General features: G+C 32.4%; 12 protein-coding genes. All 12 read left to right on the top strand.

All coding sequences use genetic code 11. The features are described from left to right. Nucleotides 1-129: 129 nt before the first annotated feature. The 12 genes from BM266_RS03670 to BM266_RS03620 all read left to right on the top strand — a co-directional run bounded on the left by BM266_RS03670 (nt 130) and on the right by BM266_RS03620 (nt 17211). Nucleotides 130-345: a helix-turn-helix transcriptional regulator gene (locus tag BM266_RS03670; RefSeq protein WP_093406401.1), complete on the top strand. Its 216-nt coding sequence runs from the start codon at nt 130-132 to the stop codon at nt 343-345. Then, nucleotides 342-2600: an N-6 DNA methylase gene (locus tag BM266_RS03665; RefSeq protein WP_093406020.1), complete on the top strand. Its 2259-nt coding sequence runs from the start codon at nt 342-344 to the stop codon at nt 2598-2600. Before BM266_RS03670 ends, BM266_RS03665 begins: the two co-directional genes overlap by 4 nt. A gap of 43 nt (nt 2601-2643) precedes the next feature. Then, nucleotides 2644-3975, top strand: a complete 1332-nt coding sequence (locus BM266_RS03660) for a restriction endonuclease subunit S (RefSeq protein WP_093406017.1) — start codon at nt 2644-2646, stop codon at nt 3973-3975. Next, entirely contained in the window at nt 3972-6029 is a 2058-nt protein-coding gene (locus BM266_RS03655) for a DUF4357 domain-containing protein (RefSeq protein WP_093406015.1), read from the top strand. The genes BM266_RS03660 and BM266_RS03655 overlap by 4 nt, the downstream gene beginning before the upstream one ends. Nucleotides 6030-7047: 1018 nt before the next feature. Next, nucleotides 7048-9735 (top strand): Eco57I restriction-modification methylase domain-containing protein, encoded by a 2688-nt coding sequence (locus tag BM266_RS03650; protein WP_317040943.1) that lies wholly within the window; start codon nt 7048-7050, stop codon nt 9733-9735. Between the two features lie 4 nt (nt 9736-9739). After that, the gene (locus BM266_RS03645) at nt 9740-10207 is read left to right on the top strand and encodes a hypothetical protein (RefSeq protein ID WP_139220588.1); all 468 of its coding nucleotides are present in this window, start codon (nt 9740-9742) and stop codon (nt 10205-10207) included. Nucleotides 10208-10210: 3 nt separating this feature from the next. Continuing rightward, the gene (locus BM266_RS03640; protein WP_093406007.1) at nt 10211-12007 is read left to right on the top strand and encodes a DUF262 domain-containing protein; all 1797 of its coding nucleotides are present in this window, start codon (nt 10211-10213) and stop codon (nt 12005-12007) included. A 17-nt stretch (nt 12008-12024) separates the two neighbouring features. Further along, nucleotides 12025-12870 carry a phospholipase D family protein gene (locus tag BM266_RS03635; RefSeq protein WP_093406004.1) on the top strand — a complete coding sequence of 282 codons (846 nt, stop codon included), beginning with the start codon at nt 12025-12027 and terminating at the stop codon, nt 12868-12870. A gap of 92 nt (nt 12871-12962) precedes the next feature. After that, complete coding sequence (locus tag BM266_RS03630; protein ID WP_093406001.1) at nt 12963-13814, top strand: phospholipase D family protein; 852 nt, start codon at nt 12963-12965, stop codon at nt 13812-13814. Nucleotides 13815-14102: 288 nt separating this feature from the next. After that, the gene (locus tag BM266_RS17010; protein WP_175494748.1) at nt 14103-14267 is read left to right on the top strand and encodes a hypothetical protein; all 165 of its coding nucleotides are present in this window, start codon (nt 14103-14105) and stop codon (nt 14265-14267) included. Between the two features lie 72 nt (nt 14268-14339). Next, complete coding sequence (locus BM266_RS03625; protein WP_093405998.1) at nt 14340-15506, top strand: serine hydrolase domain-containing protein; 1167 nt, start codon at nt 14340-14342, stop codon at nt 15504-15506. Nucleotides 15507-15525: 19 nt separating this feature from the next. Next, on the top strand, nt 15526-17211 hold the full coding sequence (locus tag BM266_RS03620) for a S41 family peptidase (protein WP_175494747.1): 1686 nt from the start codon (nt 15526-15528) through the stop codon (nt 17209-17211). Nucleotides 17212-17283 lie beyond the last annotated feature (72 nt).

The raw sequence follows: 17283 nt of genomic DNA, 5'->3' as shown, positions 1-17283 counted from the left end.
CATTTTATTTTGTTCTTGCCTCACCAAATAGAAAGCTTTCCATTTCCGAAAACCAACCAATCAAATTATACTAACGGAACACCTACTAATCGTTAAAAGATGATACATTTGCGTTAGATGCTAACAATTATGAATAAAAAGGCAATTAATAGATTGAAAGTCGTTTTAGCTGAATATGGAAAAACCAATAAATGGTTAGCCGGAAAGCTAAATAGAAACGAAACAACTGTATCTAGATGGTGTACTAATGAAGTACAACCTTCATTGAAAACATTATTGGAAATTGCCAATCTGTTTGGTATTGATGTAAAAGAATTAATCAATTCAACAATAGATGAAAAATGAAACTAGAAATAAAAATAGATAAAAACAAGAATAAAATATTTGCTCCTTTATTAGATAAATGGATTAAGTATTCAGCAGAAGAAGAATTAAAGCAAAACTTTATCTGCCGACTTGTTAATGTTTACGGATACTCATTAAGTCAACTTGGGCAAGATGTAAAAATAAAAAAACGATATGAAGCAGATATTGCAATTTGGCGAAATAAATTAGACAAAGATGAAAATATCATTCCTTCTATAATTATTACAGTTGAATGTAAAGCTGAGTATATCAAAATTAAGGAATCTGACTATTCACTCGGCTATAATTTTGCTTCAACAATTAATGCCAATTTTTTCATTGCAGTAAACCTAAAGGAAACTAAGATTTTTCATATTAAAAATGAAATTTCTAATAAGAAAATTGAGAAATTAACAGAAATTCCCAAAGCGGACATTCTCTCGGATAATAATAAAATAGTAAAATATGTAAATGAAAACAAACGATTTACCAGGGAAGAGTTCACTAAATTATTAACAAGAAGTCATAACATAATTAGAAACAACGATAAACTATCTCCTGAGGCTGCATTTGATGAAATCAGTAAGATTTTGTTTATGAAAATAATGTATGAACGAAGTTCTAAAGAGGAAATGATTTTTTCAAAAGATAGGTTTAAAGCTGACGAACTAAATTATGAGAAAATTATTCGTCCTAGCCTTAAGAAGGAATATCCCAACTTTGACCAAGATTATATGCAGTTTCTTTTCAATGAGACAAAAAAAGAATTTGAAACTGATGGCCTTTTTGAGTTTAAGGATATCATTAAAATAAAGAAAAATAGCTTTGAAATGATAGTTGAAGAACTTGAAATGTTTAACCTTTCTGACACCTCTGATGATGTAAAAGGAATTGCTTTTGAACAATTCCTGGGGAAAACTTTTAGAGGTGAATTAGGACAATTTTTCACACCACGAACCATTGTAGATTTTATGATTGACATTCTCGATCCTCAAGAGGGTGAGACAATTTGCGACCCCTGCTGTGGTAGTGGCGGATTCTTAATTAGTGCTTTTGAACATATAAGAGACAAAATAGATTCTGAAATAAATAATCAAATTAAATTACTTAAGCAACAATATTATAATGAAAATTTTGAAAAACTCTCAGTGCGAGAACAAGAAAAAATTATAAAATTAGTGCAAGAAAAAATTCATAAAATAAATCAAGAATTCGATATCGATGATGAAAAAAGCAGGTATCATAAGCTTTCTCATTATAGTATTTATGGAACTGATGCAAATCCTAGAATGGCTAGGACAGCTAAAATGAATATGATTATGCACGGAGATGGACACGGAGGTGTTCACCATAATGATGGATTATTAAATGTAAATGGAATTTTTGAAGAACGTTTTGATGTTATCCTTACCAACCCGCCTTTTGGTGCAAGGGTAGAAAAATCGCTTAAAGTAACTGAATTAGACTTACCCTCAGTAGATAAATTGGAAAAGTACAAAACTAGATACCAGAATTATGAAGAGAAAGTTGTTGAACCTCTAAAAGAATGGGCAAATTATATTAACAAAAAAGATAAAAGTAAAGGAAAGCCCATTCTTGACTTATTTGAAGTTGGTAAATGGAGTACATTAACAGAAGTACTTTTCATTGAAAGGTGCTTGAATTTATTAAAATCTGGTGGACGAATGGGAATCGTTTTACCTGAAGGTGTTTTAAATAATACTAACCTACAAAAAACACGTGAATTTGTGGAAGGAAAAGCTAAAATTGTGTTGATTACTTCTATACCACAAGATGTTTTCATAGCAAGTGGCGCTACAGTAAAACCAAGTTTATTATTCTTTAAAAAATTTACAGAGGAAGAAGCTAAAGAATATAAAAAAACATTCAAAAACGCTAAAGTAGAAATTGAAGCAAAATATGCTCCCAAAACAAAGGCTTTAAAATCAAAACTGGCTTTAAGAGGAAAAGACGCTCCAACAGTTTCTGAAAAGAAACAGTTACGAAAGGACTTAAAAGAACTAGAAGTCAAAATTGAAACAGAAATTAAGGCTAAAATCAAAACAGATTTTGATTACCAAATCCCCATTGCAGAAGTTGATAAAGCTGGGATTAGCACAACTGGTTCTAAAATTGAAAATGAATTGGAACCTTTAGCAAAAGAATTTACAGAGTACAGGAAAGCAAATAAACTGTGGGAAGTAAAATTTGATACAATTAATTATAATTCTGACAAAAACGAAGTTTATCCTTGAATAGCTATGGTAGATTCTCTAGCACAAGAACCTGAAATATTTTATGGTAAGTAATAAAAAATACTTAAAAACTTCAAACTTTAAAACTTTGAAGTTTTGGGATTATTATACCCTTAATAATAAATCAAAAATTTATTCTGACTATCCTTTAGTGGAATTATCTGAAGTATTGACTCAAAGGAAAGAATCCATCACAATAGATGATACAAAGATTTACAAAAGATGTAGAGTTAAAGTTAGAGGACAGGGAATCATACTCCGTGATGAAGTATTAGGAAAAGAAATAAAAACTAAAAAACAATACTCGTGTAAAGAAGATGATTTCTTAGTTGCAGAAATAGATGCAAAAGTTGGTGGATATGGTATTGTCCCAAAAGAATTAACAAACGCCATTGTAAGCGGACATTATTTTCTTTTTGAAATTGACAAAATTAGATTGAACCCAGATTTTTTGTCAATTCTAACTAAATGTGATGGATTTTCTAAGCAAGTAAAAGCAACTGGAAGTACAAACTATGCTGCAATCAGACCATATCAAGTACTGGAGTACTTAATACCACTTCCTTCCCTTGAGGAACAAAACAGGATTGTAGAAAGCTACAATACCAAAATAAAATTAGCGATACAACAAGAAGAAAAGGTACAAGAGCTTGAAAAAAAAATTAAAAACTATCTTTTTGAAGTACTTGGTTTTGAGAAGTTAGAAGAAAAACAAAAACAATTATTGCAAATAATTAGATATTCCACTCTGGATAGATGGGATAATTCTAAAGCATTTGCATTGAAATCAACTTACCCTATAAAAAGAGTAAAGGATATTCTTTTCGATATTTCCACTGGTACAACTCCTCCAACTGCAAGGAAAGAATATTTTGATGATGGAAAAATAAACTTTTATACTCCTGCAGATTTAACGGATAAAATGTATTTAGAAGAATCTATAAGAAAAGTGACTCGACTAGCTATCGATGATCGAAAAGCTAGGGGATTTAAACAAAACACTCTACTTTTTGTAGGAATAGGCTCAACTATTGGCAAAGTCGGAATCATAAAAAACGAATATGCTACAAGTAATCAACAAATTACAGGATTAGAAATAGATTCTACAATTGCTGATATTGAATTCGTTTATTATTATTTCAACAATTTTATAAACATCACAACAAAAGAGAAAACACAAGCAACAATACCAATTGTTAACCAAAATAAAATATTAAACATTCCTATTCCATTACCTCCTATTGAGACACAAAAAGAAATAGCAGAATACATATCAAATTTAGAAAGAAAGATTCAAGGTTTTAAGAGTAAAGCTATACAAAATAATGTATTAGCGATGTCTGAGTTTGAGAAAGAAATATTTAGTACAATATGAAAATAAAAAAACTTAAAATAGATGGATATAAAAACCTCGACTTTGAATTGGTGCACAGTTCTGATATTGTTGCAATAATAGGAAATAATGGGAGTGGAAAAAGTAATCTACTAGAATCACTAAGCTTAATTTTCAAGAGTCTATATACTGAAAATCAAAGCCTTTCATTTGATTATGAAATTGAATATCTTAATAGTAAAAACGAAACAATAAAAATAAATAAATCAAAATCTAAACTTACTTTTCATAAAGATGATGAAGATTTGGTTTCTATTAAAGATTATTTACCAAAAAAGGTTGTAGCTATATATAGTGGTGAAGAAGACAGGCTTTGGAGAAAATGTTTTAAACCATTTTATGATGATTTTATAAAAGATATTAATAAAACTAAGCTTGAAGGAATTCTTTATTCTCAAACACCACAAATGTTGTATTTGAATAAATTTTACTGGCATATTTCACTTTTAAGTTTGGCTCTTTCGAACTTAGATGATAACAAAGACTTTATTAAGAAAGCGTTAGGTATAGATAAAATAGATAAAGTGAAATTTGATTTCAATAAAGGGAGTTATACAAATTACAGTAATAGTCCAACACTTGAATTCATTAAAAAAATTGATTCAAAATCTGAATACACAATACCACAACTTCAAAAAATATTTGATAAAGAAGGTTATATAGCTGATGATGTTTACAAGCATCTTTATTTGGCTTTCACTCCAAAAGGTTCAAAAATCATTAATGATATTACCATTAAATTCAATCAACATTTAACCATTGAAGATTTAAGTGAGGGCGAGAAAAAATTGCTCTTAATCAAAGCTGCTTTTGAATTTGCAGAGCAAGAGGACAGCCTATTTATCTTAGATGAACCAGATGCTCATATCCACTTAAATAATAAAGAACTAATTGTCAAAACTTTTGAGCCATATAAATCAAATAGACAGATAGTTTTAACAACACACTCTCCTACTATAACTCAAGCTATAAATGAGGAAGAGCTCTTTATGGTGGATAAAGGACAAATCATTGACAAGAAAAAACAGGAAATCGTAAATGATTTAACTAGCGAATTCTGGAATAAGCACCAGCAAAGTTCTTTCCTTTCTAGCACCAAAAAACTTGTTTTATTAGTTGAAGGAAAACACGACAAAATACACATTAAAAATGCTTACACCGCTCTAAAAGAACAGTATAAAAATATTGATTTTGATATTTATTCTTTGGGAGGCGAAAGTAAAATTCATCCATTTATGAATGGATTATATGAAACAGATTTAAAAAACAATGTTACATATATTGGGATTTATGACAATGACGGGGCTGGAAAAAACACATTAAAAAAAGCAGGATTTGAACCAGAAATGGACAATTGCGGTTTTAGAAAACTTAAAGAAGATAAGATTAAACACAATCATTTTTTTGCATTCCCATTAATTAAACCAGAAAATTTTACTGCTGATTGTACAATTGAGAATATGTATAACTCTAAAAAATATGAGGAAGCTTACAAAGAATCTTTAACTAAAACTCTTGGAAACTTTAAAAATAAATCGATTGATGACTTAAACAAAAGCATTAAAGAAACTTCAAAAAACATTCTTGCTGAAAATTCGAAAAACTTTGACAAAGAAGATTTTAAATATTTTAAACCACTTTTTTCGCTACTTGAAAAAATAGTTTCTAATAATTCTGTCGTTGAAACAAAACAGGACCAGAAAGAGAACCAATTACAGGAAGCGAATATTTTTTTATTTAAAAATTCAAAAGGAGTTTTTAACCCAGAAGATGAATCATTAACATTATTGAGCGGGAGTAAAATAAGTAAAGATTATACACCTGCTACAACACAACAATACAAGAACACAAGAGATACATTAATTCAGACTCTTAGTCATACTGCAGAAGAGACTGAAATAATAATAAATACTGAATATAAATTTAGTTCTCCAAGTGGAGCTGCTAAATTTGTTAATGGTGGAAACAGAAACGGTTGGACTGCTTGGAAAAATGAAAATAATGAAAGTTTGAAGGATAAATATCAGACAAAATAGCCCACGCCAGTTCAGGCACATTTTAAGGTTTGTTAGTGCCTCAAAAGTTAAAAGGACCTTTCATTGCTGGATATCTCGGATCGATTTGTGCCAGTGATTTCGGTAGGATAGTGCCAGGCATTAGGGTGCAAATTGAGCCCATATCGGTTCGTTTTGTGCCATTTTGAAAGATCAAATAACTTATACCTTTGCGTTTTAAAAAACAAACGATCGGATCAATTCACTACTACAATACTACACTTGATCCAATGGACTTAAAAACAAAACGTTCAAGAAACACATAACTACTGCTTTAACCCTGCCCGAAACTTTTTCCCGTAGCGACCGATGTTTTGATTTTATTTATACATCGAGCTTAGCTTATTTTAAGATAATTTTATAGTTTTATGCCTGGATTGAAAATTACGTTACCCTACTTCTGTTATTTTCTTTTCGGGCTACCAACTAACCTACAATTTACATGGCATTATTTCAGGTTTCTGTACTTAAAAACTATTTGCGTTTACAGGATGAACAAATAGTTGAAAAGGCATATAAGAAATTCACCAAATATTTTCATAATCAAACTATTCAAGAAAATATAAAGAGCTCTAAGGAGGAGCAGTTTCAAGCAACTTTTCTAAATGAATTGTTTGTGAATATTTTAGGTTATACCCTGAACCCTCAACCTAATTACAATCTTACTACCGAATTTAAGAATCAGCAGAACGCTCGTAAGGCCGATGGAGCTATACTTAAGGATAATCAGGCTATAGGAGTTATAGAACTTAAAGGAACTAACACCAAACACCTGGAAGGAATTCGCCAACAAGCTTTTGATTATAAAGCTAACCAAAAAGACTGTATATATGTTATTACCTCTAACTTTGAGAAACTAAGGTTCTATATAAATGATGCTACCGAGTTTATAGAATTTGATCTCTTTGGTTTAACTCGTAACGATTTTTCTCTCCTTAGGTTGTGTTTGAATTACGAAAATATAAGTACAGGAATCCCGCTAAAAATCAAAGAGGCCTCTTTGGTTAAAGAGGAAGCCATTACAAAAGATTTTTACAAAGATTATTCACTTTTTAAACGAGAACTCTACCGCGATTTGGTGCGGCGTAATGCCAAGCGACTTAAATCTATTAGAGAGTCTGAACTTTTATCGCAAGAGTACCAGGATAGTGAGAAATTCGAGTCGGAAATTTCAGGCCTGGAGAAGAATGTAAAGAAGAGCCTATTTAAAAAATCACAAAAATTAATAGACCGTTTTCTCTTTATTTTCTTCGCTGAAGACCGTGGGCTTTTACCGCCAAATTCTATTCATAAAATTATAGCTGACTGGAATAAATTAAAGGATCTTGATGCAGAAATGCCTCTATACGAAAGATTCAAGCTCTATTTTGGTTATTTAGATACCGGCAGAAAAGGCACTGATAGTCGTGCAGAGATTTTTGCCTACAATGGTGGACTCTTTAAACCTGATACTATTCTAGATCTTTTAGAGGTAGATGATAAACTTCTTTACAAACACACGGCAAAACTTGCTACTTATGATTTTGAAAGCCAAGTTGATGTAAATATCCTTGGGCATATATTTGAAAATTCACTCAATGAAATTGAAAGTATTAATGCTGAAATTGAAGGTGGCGAATTTGATAAACAAACAAGTAAACGTAAAAAAGACGGTGTTTTTTACACTCCAAAATACATTACAAAATACATTGTTGAGAATACTGTGGGCAAACTGTGTGATGATAAGAAGAACGAACTTAACTTTCATGAAGAGGAATATTTTGAAGTAAAAAAGGGTACTCATAAGAATACTAAGAAGAAGCTTTTACAAACTTTAGATGATTATCGCTACTGGTTATTACAACTTACCATTTGTGATCCCGCTTGTGGAAGCGGCGCCTTTTTAAATCAGGCTCTTGATTTTCTGATTAAGGAACATCGATATATCGACGAGCTTAAAGCCAAAGTTTTGGGTGGGGCCTTAGTCTTTAGTGATATTGAAAACACTATTCTTGAAAACAATATTTATGGAGTAGATATCAATGAAGAAAGCGTTGAGATTGCTAAACTTAGTCTTTGGTTAAGAACAGCACAACCCCGCAGGAAACTCAATGACCTTAGCAGTAACATTAAATGCGGAAATTCATTAATAGATGATCCCAAAGTAGCCGGAAAGAAAGCATTTAAATGGGAAGAGGAATTTAAGGATGTATTTGAAAACGGAGGTTTTGATGTGGTAATCGGAAATCCACCATATGTAAGACATGAATTAATTAAAGAAATAAAGCCTTACTTGAAAAAAGTGTTTAATTGCTTTAATGGTACAGCAGATTTATACACCTACTTTTATGAGAAGGGGTTGAAAATTTTAAACTCTCAAGGGAAATTCGGCTTCATTACTCCAAACAAATTTATAGAATCCAATTACGGGTCAAGCTTGAGGAAATTTTTAGATGACTACAATATTATAAAAATAATAGATTTCGGAGAGTTACCGGTTTTTAGTGATGCAGCAACCTTTCCTTGTATTTTAATCATTAATAAAGGAGTAAAAAAAGAAGAAGTTAAATTCACTAAAATTGAAAGTCTCAAATTTGGGGATTTATCTACCTATATAAATGAAAAAAGCGTAGCTATTGAAAAAGGCAACTGGCAACTAAATTCTTATGAAGTACTTGAATTATTAAAGAAAATTTCGGAAAATCAAATGACCCTCAATGAGTATGTTGGTGGTGAAATTAAGTTTGGATTAAAAACAGGATTTAATGAAGCTTATGTTATTAGCTCCGAGAAATATGAATCTTGGATCAAAGTTGAACCGGGTATTAGTGATGTAGTTAAACCATTTATGAATGGAACAGATTCCAGGAAATATGCTATAGAAGATTCGCATGAATATATTATTATGGCCAAAATCGGAGAAGATTTAACGCGGTATCCTATTATTCATAATCATCTTATTCAATTCAAAGAAAGATTAGAAAGTCGATCGGACAAAGGTAATTCATGGTATGAATTTAGAACTTGTTCATATTACCAATATTTTGAAGAACCGAAAATAATCTACCCTGACATTGCACTGGAATCGAGGTTTTCAATAGATTATAACGGCCGAATTCCCAATGCCACTTTATTTATAATCCCTACCGAAGACAATTTTCTTCTCGCAGTATTGAATAGCAAAATTGGATGGTTTTATTTCAAGAATCACTGTCCTGTAATTGGAGATAAATCAAAAAGAGGAAGATTAAGATTAAAAACAGTTTATGTAAAGAATTTGCCAGTACCTAATGTGTTATCTAGCCAAAAAAGCAAAATTGAAGCTTTAGTTCAAATAATTATTTCTTTAAAATCTGAATTTAATCACTTAACTCATTCTTTTCAAAAGTTTTTATCCGGTGAATATCTATTAGAAAAATTAAGTACAAAACTCCAGAAATGGCATGAGTTGGATTTTAATCATTTTATTAGGGAAATTAATAAAGCTATTAAGACAACCAATAAGACCCGTGATAAAGAAGACCTGCCCTCAATTCCCCAACTAAATAAAAAAGATGAGTTTGAATGGATGGAACTTTTTGAAGATAAAAAGAAAAAAGCCCAGAGACTTAAACAACAGATAGATAAAACCGACAGCGAAATAAATCAGATGGTTTATGAACTTTATGGGTTGACAGAAGAGGAGATACAAATAGTTGAAAACAGTTAAAATTATGGAGGTTCAGTTTGACGAAACAAGCCTGGAACAAAAATTCAAGGAAGCAGAAAATATTTTACTCAATTCAGAGAATATTACCCTGGTAGAGTACGAGGATTTTAATTATGAAAGTTTTGATAAATACAATCAAGAATTATTAAAAATGATTTCGCAAAAACCTATAGTTTATTGCATTTGGACGGGACCTTCGCAAAAGGAGTTACAATACAAATATATAGGCCATGTCGGTAAGAAGTATTCGCGCCAAAGATTACGTAATCATTTAACCAAAAAGCACGAGAGAACAGGTGCACAATTGAAGAATACAATTAAAGCTTTATCTGAAAAATATGTAGTGGGTATTTCCTTCATTAGAACGGAACCACATTACATGAGGAAAGCACTCGAGGATTGGCTAATCGACAATAACTCCAAGAATTTAGATTGGAATATTTCAGGAAGAAGAAAGATGAAAAATACATAGGCTATGCAAACGCAGAAATATAGTGTTAATCAACATCCAATCGAAACTTTGCTCTCCTGGGTGAAGTCTGGTGAGATTGCAATTCCTGAGATTCAGAGACCATTTGTTTGGAAAAAAAGTAAAGTAAGGGATCTTATGGATTCACTTTATAAAGGTTATCCAATTGGTTATATAATATCCTGGAGAAATCCAGATGTTCGCCTAAAAGATGGTTCAATGTCTGACGGAAAAAAAATACTCATTGACGGCCAGCAGAGGATTACAGCACTAAGAGCTGCCGTATTGGATCAATATATTATTGATAAGAACTACAAACGGCAAAAGATAAAGATTGCTTTTAATCCGCTTGAAGAAAGGTTTGAAGTACAGAGTGCTACTATGGCTAAAGATAGGGAATGGATTCCTTCTATTAGTAGAGTCTTTGATGGCTCCGTAGATCAATTTGATCTTGTTCAAACCTATCTTGAGAAAAATCTTGATGCAGATAAGGAAAAGGTGAAAAGAGGTATTACAAATCTTATTAAAATGCCCTTGCGCCAAATAGGAATAATTGAATTAGCCGGAGATCTTGATATTGAAGTAGTAACTGAAATATTTATTCGTATTAATTCTAAAGGTGTCGTTCTTAGTCAAGCAGATTTTGCAATGTCAAAAATTGCAGCAAATGAAACCTATGATGGTCAGAACCTGAGAAAGGCAATCGATTATTTTTGTCACCTGGCCGTAGCTCCGGAGTATTTTCCAACTATATACGAAAACGATACTGCATATAGAAATACAGAATATTTCAAATCGATGACCTGGCTCAAAAATGAAAATGATGATCTTTATGATCCTTCATATACAGATATGCTGAGGGTGTCTTTTGGAACAGAATTCAAGAGAGCAAAATTAGAAGATCTTGTTAGTTTGCTTTCAGGAAGAAATTTTGAAACACGAACATACGAACAGGAAATAGCTGAAGCATCTTTTGAAAAACTTCGTAAAGGGGTTATGAATTTCATGAACGAAACCAATTTTAAAAGGTTCGTTATGATTATAAAATCTGCAGGTTTTAAGAAACCGTGGATGATAAGATCGCAAAACGCAATCAATTTCGCCTACATTCTGTATTTATCTCTTAAGAACCAAAATTATCCTCCTGCAGAAATCGAATCGTTTGTTAAGCGATGGTTCGTGATGAGTTTACTTACTGGTAGATCTTCCGGTTCGTTTGAATCTCAGTTCGATTATGATATAAAACAGATAGCTAGTAGAAACTTTAAAGAATATCTAGAAGATATTGAAGGGGCAGAATTAAGTGAAGGATTTTGGGATGTTGCTTTACCCCAAAATTTAGATACTTCTGTAGCCAGCAGTCCATACTGGTGTGTATTCATAGCAGCGCAGATTTACCTTGGAGACAAAGGTTTTTTATCTAAAGATATTCGAGTTGAAAACATGATAGACCATAGAGGAGATATACATCATATATTTCCAAAAGATTTTCTTCGAAGAAATGGTTTAACAAGAGGGAAATATAATCAAGTGGCGAATTATACTTATATGCAATCTGAGATCAATATTAAGGTAGGTAATAAAGAGCCAGGACAATATTTTAACGCGGTTTTACAGCAAATAGAGGATCGTGAAATGAAGTACGGTGGCATTAGTACAAAAGAGGAGCTTATTGAAAACCTTAGAGCTAATGGTATTCCAGAATTAGTTATGGAGGCTGGAATAGAAGAGTATGATCTTTTTCTGAAAGAAAGAAGACATCTTATGACACAAAAAATCAAGGAATATTATAAATCACTTTAATTAAATAGTTTTAGAATATGGCAGAATTTTTACACGGAGACGATTTAAATGCGGAGCTTGGTAGAATTTTTAGGGAATGTGAAGAGCAACTTATAATTATATCTCCTTTCATTCAATTACATTCAAGATATAGGGACGCTCTTAGGACGAAAATCGAAAATCCTAAGCTTAAGATTACTATTGTATTTGGTAAGAACGACGAAAAAATATATAAAAGCTTCAGCAATGAAGAATTTGAGTTTTTAAAGCAGTTCCCGAATATCGAAATCAAATATGAAAAACGGCTACACGCTAAATATTACGCAAATGAAAAGTCTGCGATTCTAAGTTCGATGAATTTATACAAGTACTCTCAAAATAATAACATTGAATTTGGAATCTATACCGAAGCGACTTTCTTGGGGAATATTACAGGGAGTATTACTGGAAACACACTTGATGTTGACGCCTTTAAATACTTTCAGGAAGTAATAAATCATAGTAAAACATTATTTCATAAAAAGCCGATATATCTGGATGGCAATTTACTTCAAAAGGTCAGAAAGAAGTATTCTCATTCAGAAGAAGTGATCGATGATCTATCGCATAGACTTGTAAAGCCCGAGAAAAAAGTGGTAAAAAAAATTGAAAAAAATGAAGAAAAAGTTAGCACAGAAATAACTGGTTACTGCATTAGAACTGGTGAAAAAATTCCGTTTAATCCAGAAAAACCATTAACTCAGAAAGCTTTTAAGCAGTGGAATAAATATGGCGATCGCGATTATTCTGAAAAATACTGCCACTATTCCGGAGAACCATCAAAGGGTGAAACTACAGTGGCTAAACCGATTTTGAGGAAAAACTGGAAAAAAGCTATGAATTAACGTAACAAGAATACATGTGCAAGCTTCTGAGGTTCCACAGAATTTCAAATTTATCACAATAATTATTAACCAATAAAATCCAGCAATACTAAATGGCCCAGTTTCTAACCACTGTTGGTAATTCCTTTTATATAGAGCAGATTATAATTAACTCAGTAAAATCATTAACATTGGTTACTCCATACCTAAAGTTGAGTAGAAATCTAATCGAAAGACTTTCTGATGCTCAAAGAAATGGAGTGCGCATTACCTTAATTTACGGTAAGAATGAATTAGCACAAAAGGAAAAAAAGAACCTTTTTTCATTCAGTAATATTGAGATTTTTTTCTGCCAGAATTTACATGCAAAGTGCTATCATAATGAAAGTTCTATGATTATTACATCAATGAATTTGTATGAGTTTTCAGAAAGAAACAACCGGGAGATGGGGCTATTGATAGAAAGAGATAGAGATAGCGAAATTTTTAATGATACATTAAAAGAAATAGCATCCATAAAAAATTCCTCAGTACTGGAGAAAGGTTTTAAGGAAAGTCAAGAATATTCGGAAGAAAGCTTCCAACTTCATCCAGATTATAATGAACTCTGGAACTTTCATTTACCCAGCCTCAAATCTTCTTTAGAAGTAAAATACCCTAATCATCTAATAAACTTTTCCCATAATCAAATTAGAGCCAATGATTTTCCTCGTAAAGGGATTGATCTTGTGGTCAATGGAAGAATTGACTTTTTAGTTAATAATAGAAATTATTACGATACTCTCAAGGAAAATAAGCGGGATGAAATTGAAAATAGATTAAAAGATGTAAGGTGTTATTGGAACCACAAAGTGATCAATATTTATCCCGAGAAGAATTTCGATGCTCTTGTGAATAAGGAAGGGCAAAAACGAAAAGTGGTTAAATATCTTGAGATTATCGAGAAAGTTGGTAAATGTCTATGAAATTGAATGAAATGATCCAAGGTAATTTTAAATATATAAAAAACACAGCATCTACTATGGGATAACAAAGGCACAGGAATAAATGATAGTATTCTTGAAACTAATGGAAACGGTCTGAAATTCAAAGCTACAATGGAGGAAGTTGAATATGTCATGATTGATGAAATGGTAAAAATCGAATAAACGACAAAATAACCGAGACCGTAATATTTATCATACAAGGAGAGCGGGGGGACATTTCATTATTTGCAGAAATTTTGAAGTAAACACAGGCGAAATTAATTAAGGATGAATAAAAAAACTTTTGAGAATTTGATGATCGCAGTAATTGCCGCAATTCTTTTAATTGTAAGTTATCTTGGCAAAGAAGAATTTAGTTCAATCTCCTTATTTCCTTTGATACTTCTATTTTTAAGCGGGAAATTATTTTATAAGGCTGAAAATAAACAATAAAAATAGAAAAATGCATAGAAGTCGACACAGACGTTTGTACTAAAACGTGAAACTTAATTAGAAATTAGAAACATGATCAAATACATATACTTTGTATTAATTATCACCTTACTTATAAGCTGTAATCAAAATCCCAATAGGGAAAGCGTCCTAAACGAAGAAAATAAAGAAATCCAACAACTCATTGATAGTGCTGCAAATCGATTAATTAATGAACCATTAATTAATTCTACTTCTATAGGTTTAATTTACAATAAACAGGAATATATAGGTCATTACGGGGAATTGGAAAAAGGTAAAAACAATTCTCCTACCAATAATACTGTTTATGAAATAGGTTCTTTGAGTAAAGTATTGACGGGAACCCTTATGGCTAATGCTGTATTAGAGGAAAAACTGAATCTTGAAGATAAGGTCAGTAAATATTTGAAGAAAGACTATCCTAATTTGGCCTATGAGAATCAGCCAGTAAAAATTAAACATCTGCTCACACACTCCAGCGGCCTTCCTAATGTTCTTCCCCTAAAGCTTAATTCTCTTATGACAACCGACTTTCTAAAGCAGGACACACCTTCAAAGATTGATAGCATCCTGAAGGATTATAGTCAGCAGTCATTTCTAAAGGATTTGCATAAAATCAGCATAGATACCGTTCCCGGTTTAAATTATTCTTATTCAACCGCAGGAACAGAACTTGCCGCCCACATCTTAGAGAATGTGTATGAAACAGAATTCGAAAAACTGCTCACGGAGTTTCTTTCCAATGAAGTAGGTATGGAGGAGACTTTTATTGCCCTGGATCAGAATAATGAGAAAAACCTGGCTTTGGGTTATCACGCAGATCATCCTGATATTACCTTACCAATGGGTAAATTACCCTGGGGTGCAGGAGGAGGTATTAAATCTACTGTTCCAGATATGATTAAATTCATCCATCACCAATTAGAAAATAATGAGGTAGTGGAGGAGTCCCATAAAGTCCTGGTAGATTATACCGATGAAGTGGGAGTAGCTTATTTCTGGGAGGTGGATGCTTCACAAGTTGATTTGGGTAAATATTATTCACATCATGGCGGGGTGCCCAGGTCGCAATGTTTTCTATTTATATTACCGAAATACGATTTGGGAATTTTTCTGATCACAAACCAAAGTGGAAAAGATACAGCTCCAAAAATGAAAAAGGCCATAGATGAAATAATTGATGGTGTAATAAAACATAATGAACAAAATCTACAATAACTTGGGTAAAACCGTACCAATGATAAAAAATTATTATTTCCTACTGTTTTTAATCTGCTCTCAAGTTTGTTTTTCCCAAGCAAGGATTTCCGAAGAAGAAAAAATTGAGAACCTAATCCGGGTATGGGGCCTGGTTAAATATCAACATCCTGAAGTTAGCCGTGGCAATTACAATATAAACGCAGAGTTTTTAAGTCAAGTCGAAAAACTGGAAAACATAGGTAATCGGCAGGATTTTAATTCACAAGTGCTCAGCTGGCTGGAAAGCCTGGGGACAAAAGATTTAAAACCGAAAGAAAACTGGAGAAAAAGAGAGCAACTATTCAGCAAAAATGCAGATTTTGAGTGGATATCGAATTCGGGTTTTAGTAAAGACCTACAGGCGCTTCTGAAAGAAATTCAATTGAACAAAAATTATAAAGATTATTATGTATCGATACACCGCCTGGCCAACTTTGTAGATTTCACGAATGATAAGCCCCTAGCGAATTTTGACGCAACCAACAAGGCTCACCGATTATTATTCCTGGCGCACTTTTGGAATGCCATGAAATATTGGAATGTCAATATCTACTTAACCGATACAGCCTGGTCTCAGGTCCTGCCAGAAATGATCCCGGAGTTTATCAAGAAAGATCAAAAATCGTTCGATTTGGCCAAGGAAAAACTATTCACCAAGCTAAACGATTCCCATGCCAATTACTATCCCAGTCGTACCCTAAACTCCCTTACCCATTTTCCAAACTTCGGTGGGAGAATAATCAATGATTCCCTCGTGATCACCAGGATTTTTAATGAAGATTCGATAAAGGAGAATACGATTTCAGTCGGTGATATTATTTATTCCGTAGAAGGCGTGAAACTAAAGAAGTATTACACCGATAAATTTTCTCAGGTTATTAGCGTTTCCAATGAAAATTACCTGAAGAGGGAAATTGAAAACAGCTATTTACTGTCTTCAGACAAAGATTCAATTAAGGTAGGCGCTTTAAAAAAGAACGGTGTTAAGATCGAGGAGTATATACGTTTGGATACATTGAAGTATCCGTATGAAAAGTATCAACGAAAGCACCCTGAAAAGACTGAAAACTGGAAAATGCTGAGTGAAGATATTGGTTATATGAACCTGTATGAGATTACAAAAGACGAAGTAGATGCGGCATTCCAGAGGTTTGAGAGAACAAAAGGAATTATTATAGATCTTCGCAATTATCCACAGAATATATCGCAGGGAACCCTTCCGAAACATTTGTATCCTCGCCGGAAGAAATTTGTAAAAGCGCTTACTCCCAAATTACCATCCTATGGTAACCCCGATACCAAAACAGCCCTAAGATGGATTATGAATCCTTTTGCGGCAGGTAGGCGAAACAGGAATTATTATAAAGGAAAGGTTATTCTACTAGTAGATAGATCTACTTTGAGCAAGGCTGAGTGGATAGGAATGGCAATACAGGCCGCGCCTAATGTTATTACTGTTGGAGAACAATCTGGCGGTGCTGTTCTTAACAGAAATGAAATAATGTTAATGGATAGTACTTCTATAGATTTCACCAAAGCTACTGCTTTCTATCCAAAAGGTCCAGAAGTTCACCGTAATGGCTTAAAATTGGACGTGGAAATAGAGGAAAGTGCAATAAATTATAATAAAGATTTATATCTGGAGATTGCAAAAAACATTATTAAAGAAAGTAGACTGCCTTGATGTCATTTCTACCCTATGACACAAATTAATCTTAAAAATAGAACAGAGCAAAAAATAAAAATAAACCTTTTA

Source organism: Salegentibacter flavus (genome assembly GCF_900115145.1).
GTDB lineage: Bacteria > Bacteroidota > Bacteroidia > Flavobacteriales > Flavobacteriaceae > Salegentibacter > Salegentibacter flavus.
The sequence above is the reverse complement of the archived record's forward strand: the minus strand, read 5'-3'. Positions and strand labels throughout refer to the sequence as shown.

What these genes read in the sequence shown, in the direction of transcription:
- BM266_RS03670 (WP_093406401.1), top strand. Translation starts at nt 130, where the DNA reads ATGAATAAAAAGGCAATTAATAGATTGAAAGTCGTTTTAGCTGAATAT.
- BM266_RS03665 (WP_093406020.1), top strand. Translation starts at nt 342, where the DNA reads ATGAAACTAGAAATAAAAATAGATAAAAACAAGAATAAAATATTTGCT.
- BM266_RS03660 (WP_093406017.1), top strand. Translation starts at nt 2,644, where the DNA reads ATGGTAAGTAATAAAAAATACTTAAAAACTTCAAACTTTAAAACTTTG.
- BM266_RS03655 (WP_093406015.1), top strand. Translation starts at nt 3,972, where the DNA reads ATGAAAATAAAAAAACTTAAAATAGATGGATATAAAAACCTCGACTTT.
- BM266_RS03645 (WP_139220588.1), top strand. Translation starts at nt 9,740, where the DNA reads ATGGAGGTTCAGTTTGACGAAACAAGCCTGGAACAAAAATTCAAGGAA.
- BM266_RS03640 (WP_093406007.1), top strand. Translation starts at nt 10,211, where the DNA reads ATGCAAACGCAGAAATATAGTGTTAATCAACATCCAATCGAAACTTTG.
- BM266_RS03635 (WP_093406004.1), top strand. Translation starts at nt 12,025, where the DNA reads ATGGCAGAATTTTTACACGGAGACGATTTAAATGCGGAGCTTGGTAGA.
- BM266_RS03630 (WP_093406001.1), top strand. Translation starts at nt 12,963, where the DNA reads ATGGCCCAGTTTCTAACCACTGTTGGTAATTCCTTTTATATAGAGCAG.
- BM266_RS17010 (WP_175494748.1), top strand. Translation starts at nt 14,103, where the DNA reads ATGAATAAAAAAACTTTTGAGAATTTGATGATCGCAGTAATTGCCGCA.
- BM266_RS03625 (WP_093405998.1), top strand. Translation starts at nt 14,340, where the DNA reads ATGATCAAATACATATACTTTGTATTAATTATCACCTTACTTATAAGC.
- BM266_RS03620 (WP_175494747.1), top strand. Translation starts at nt 15,526, where the DNA reads ATGATAAAAAATTATTATTTCCTACTGTTTTTAATCTGCTCTCAAGTT.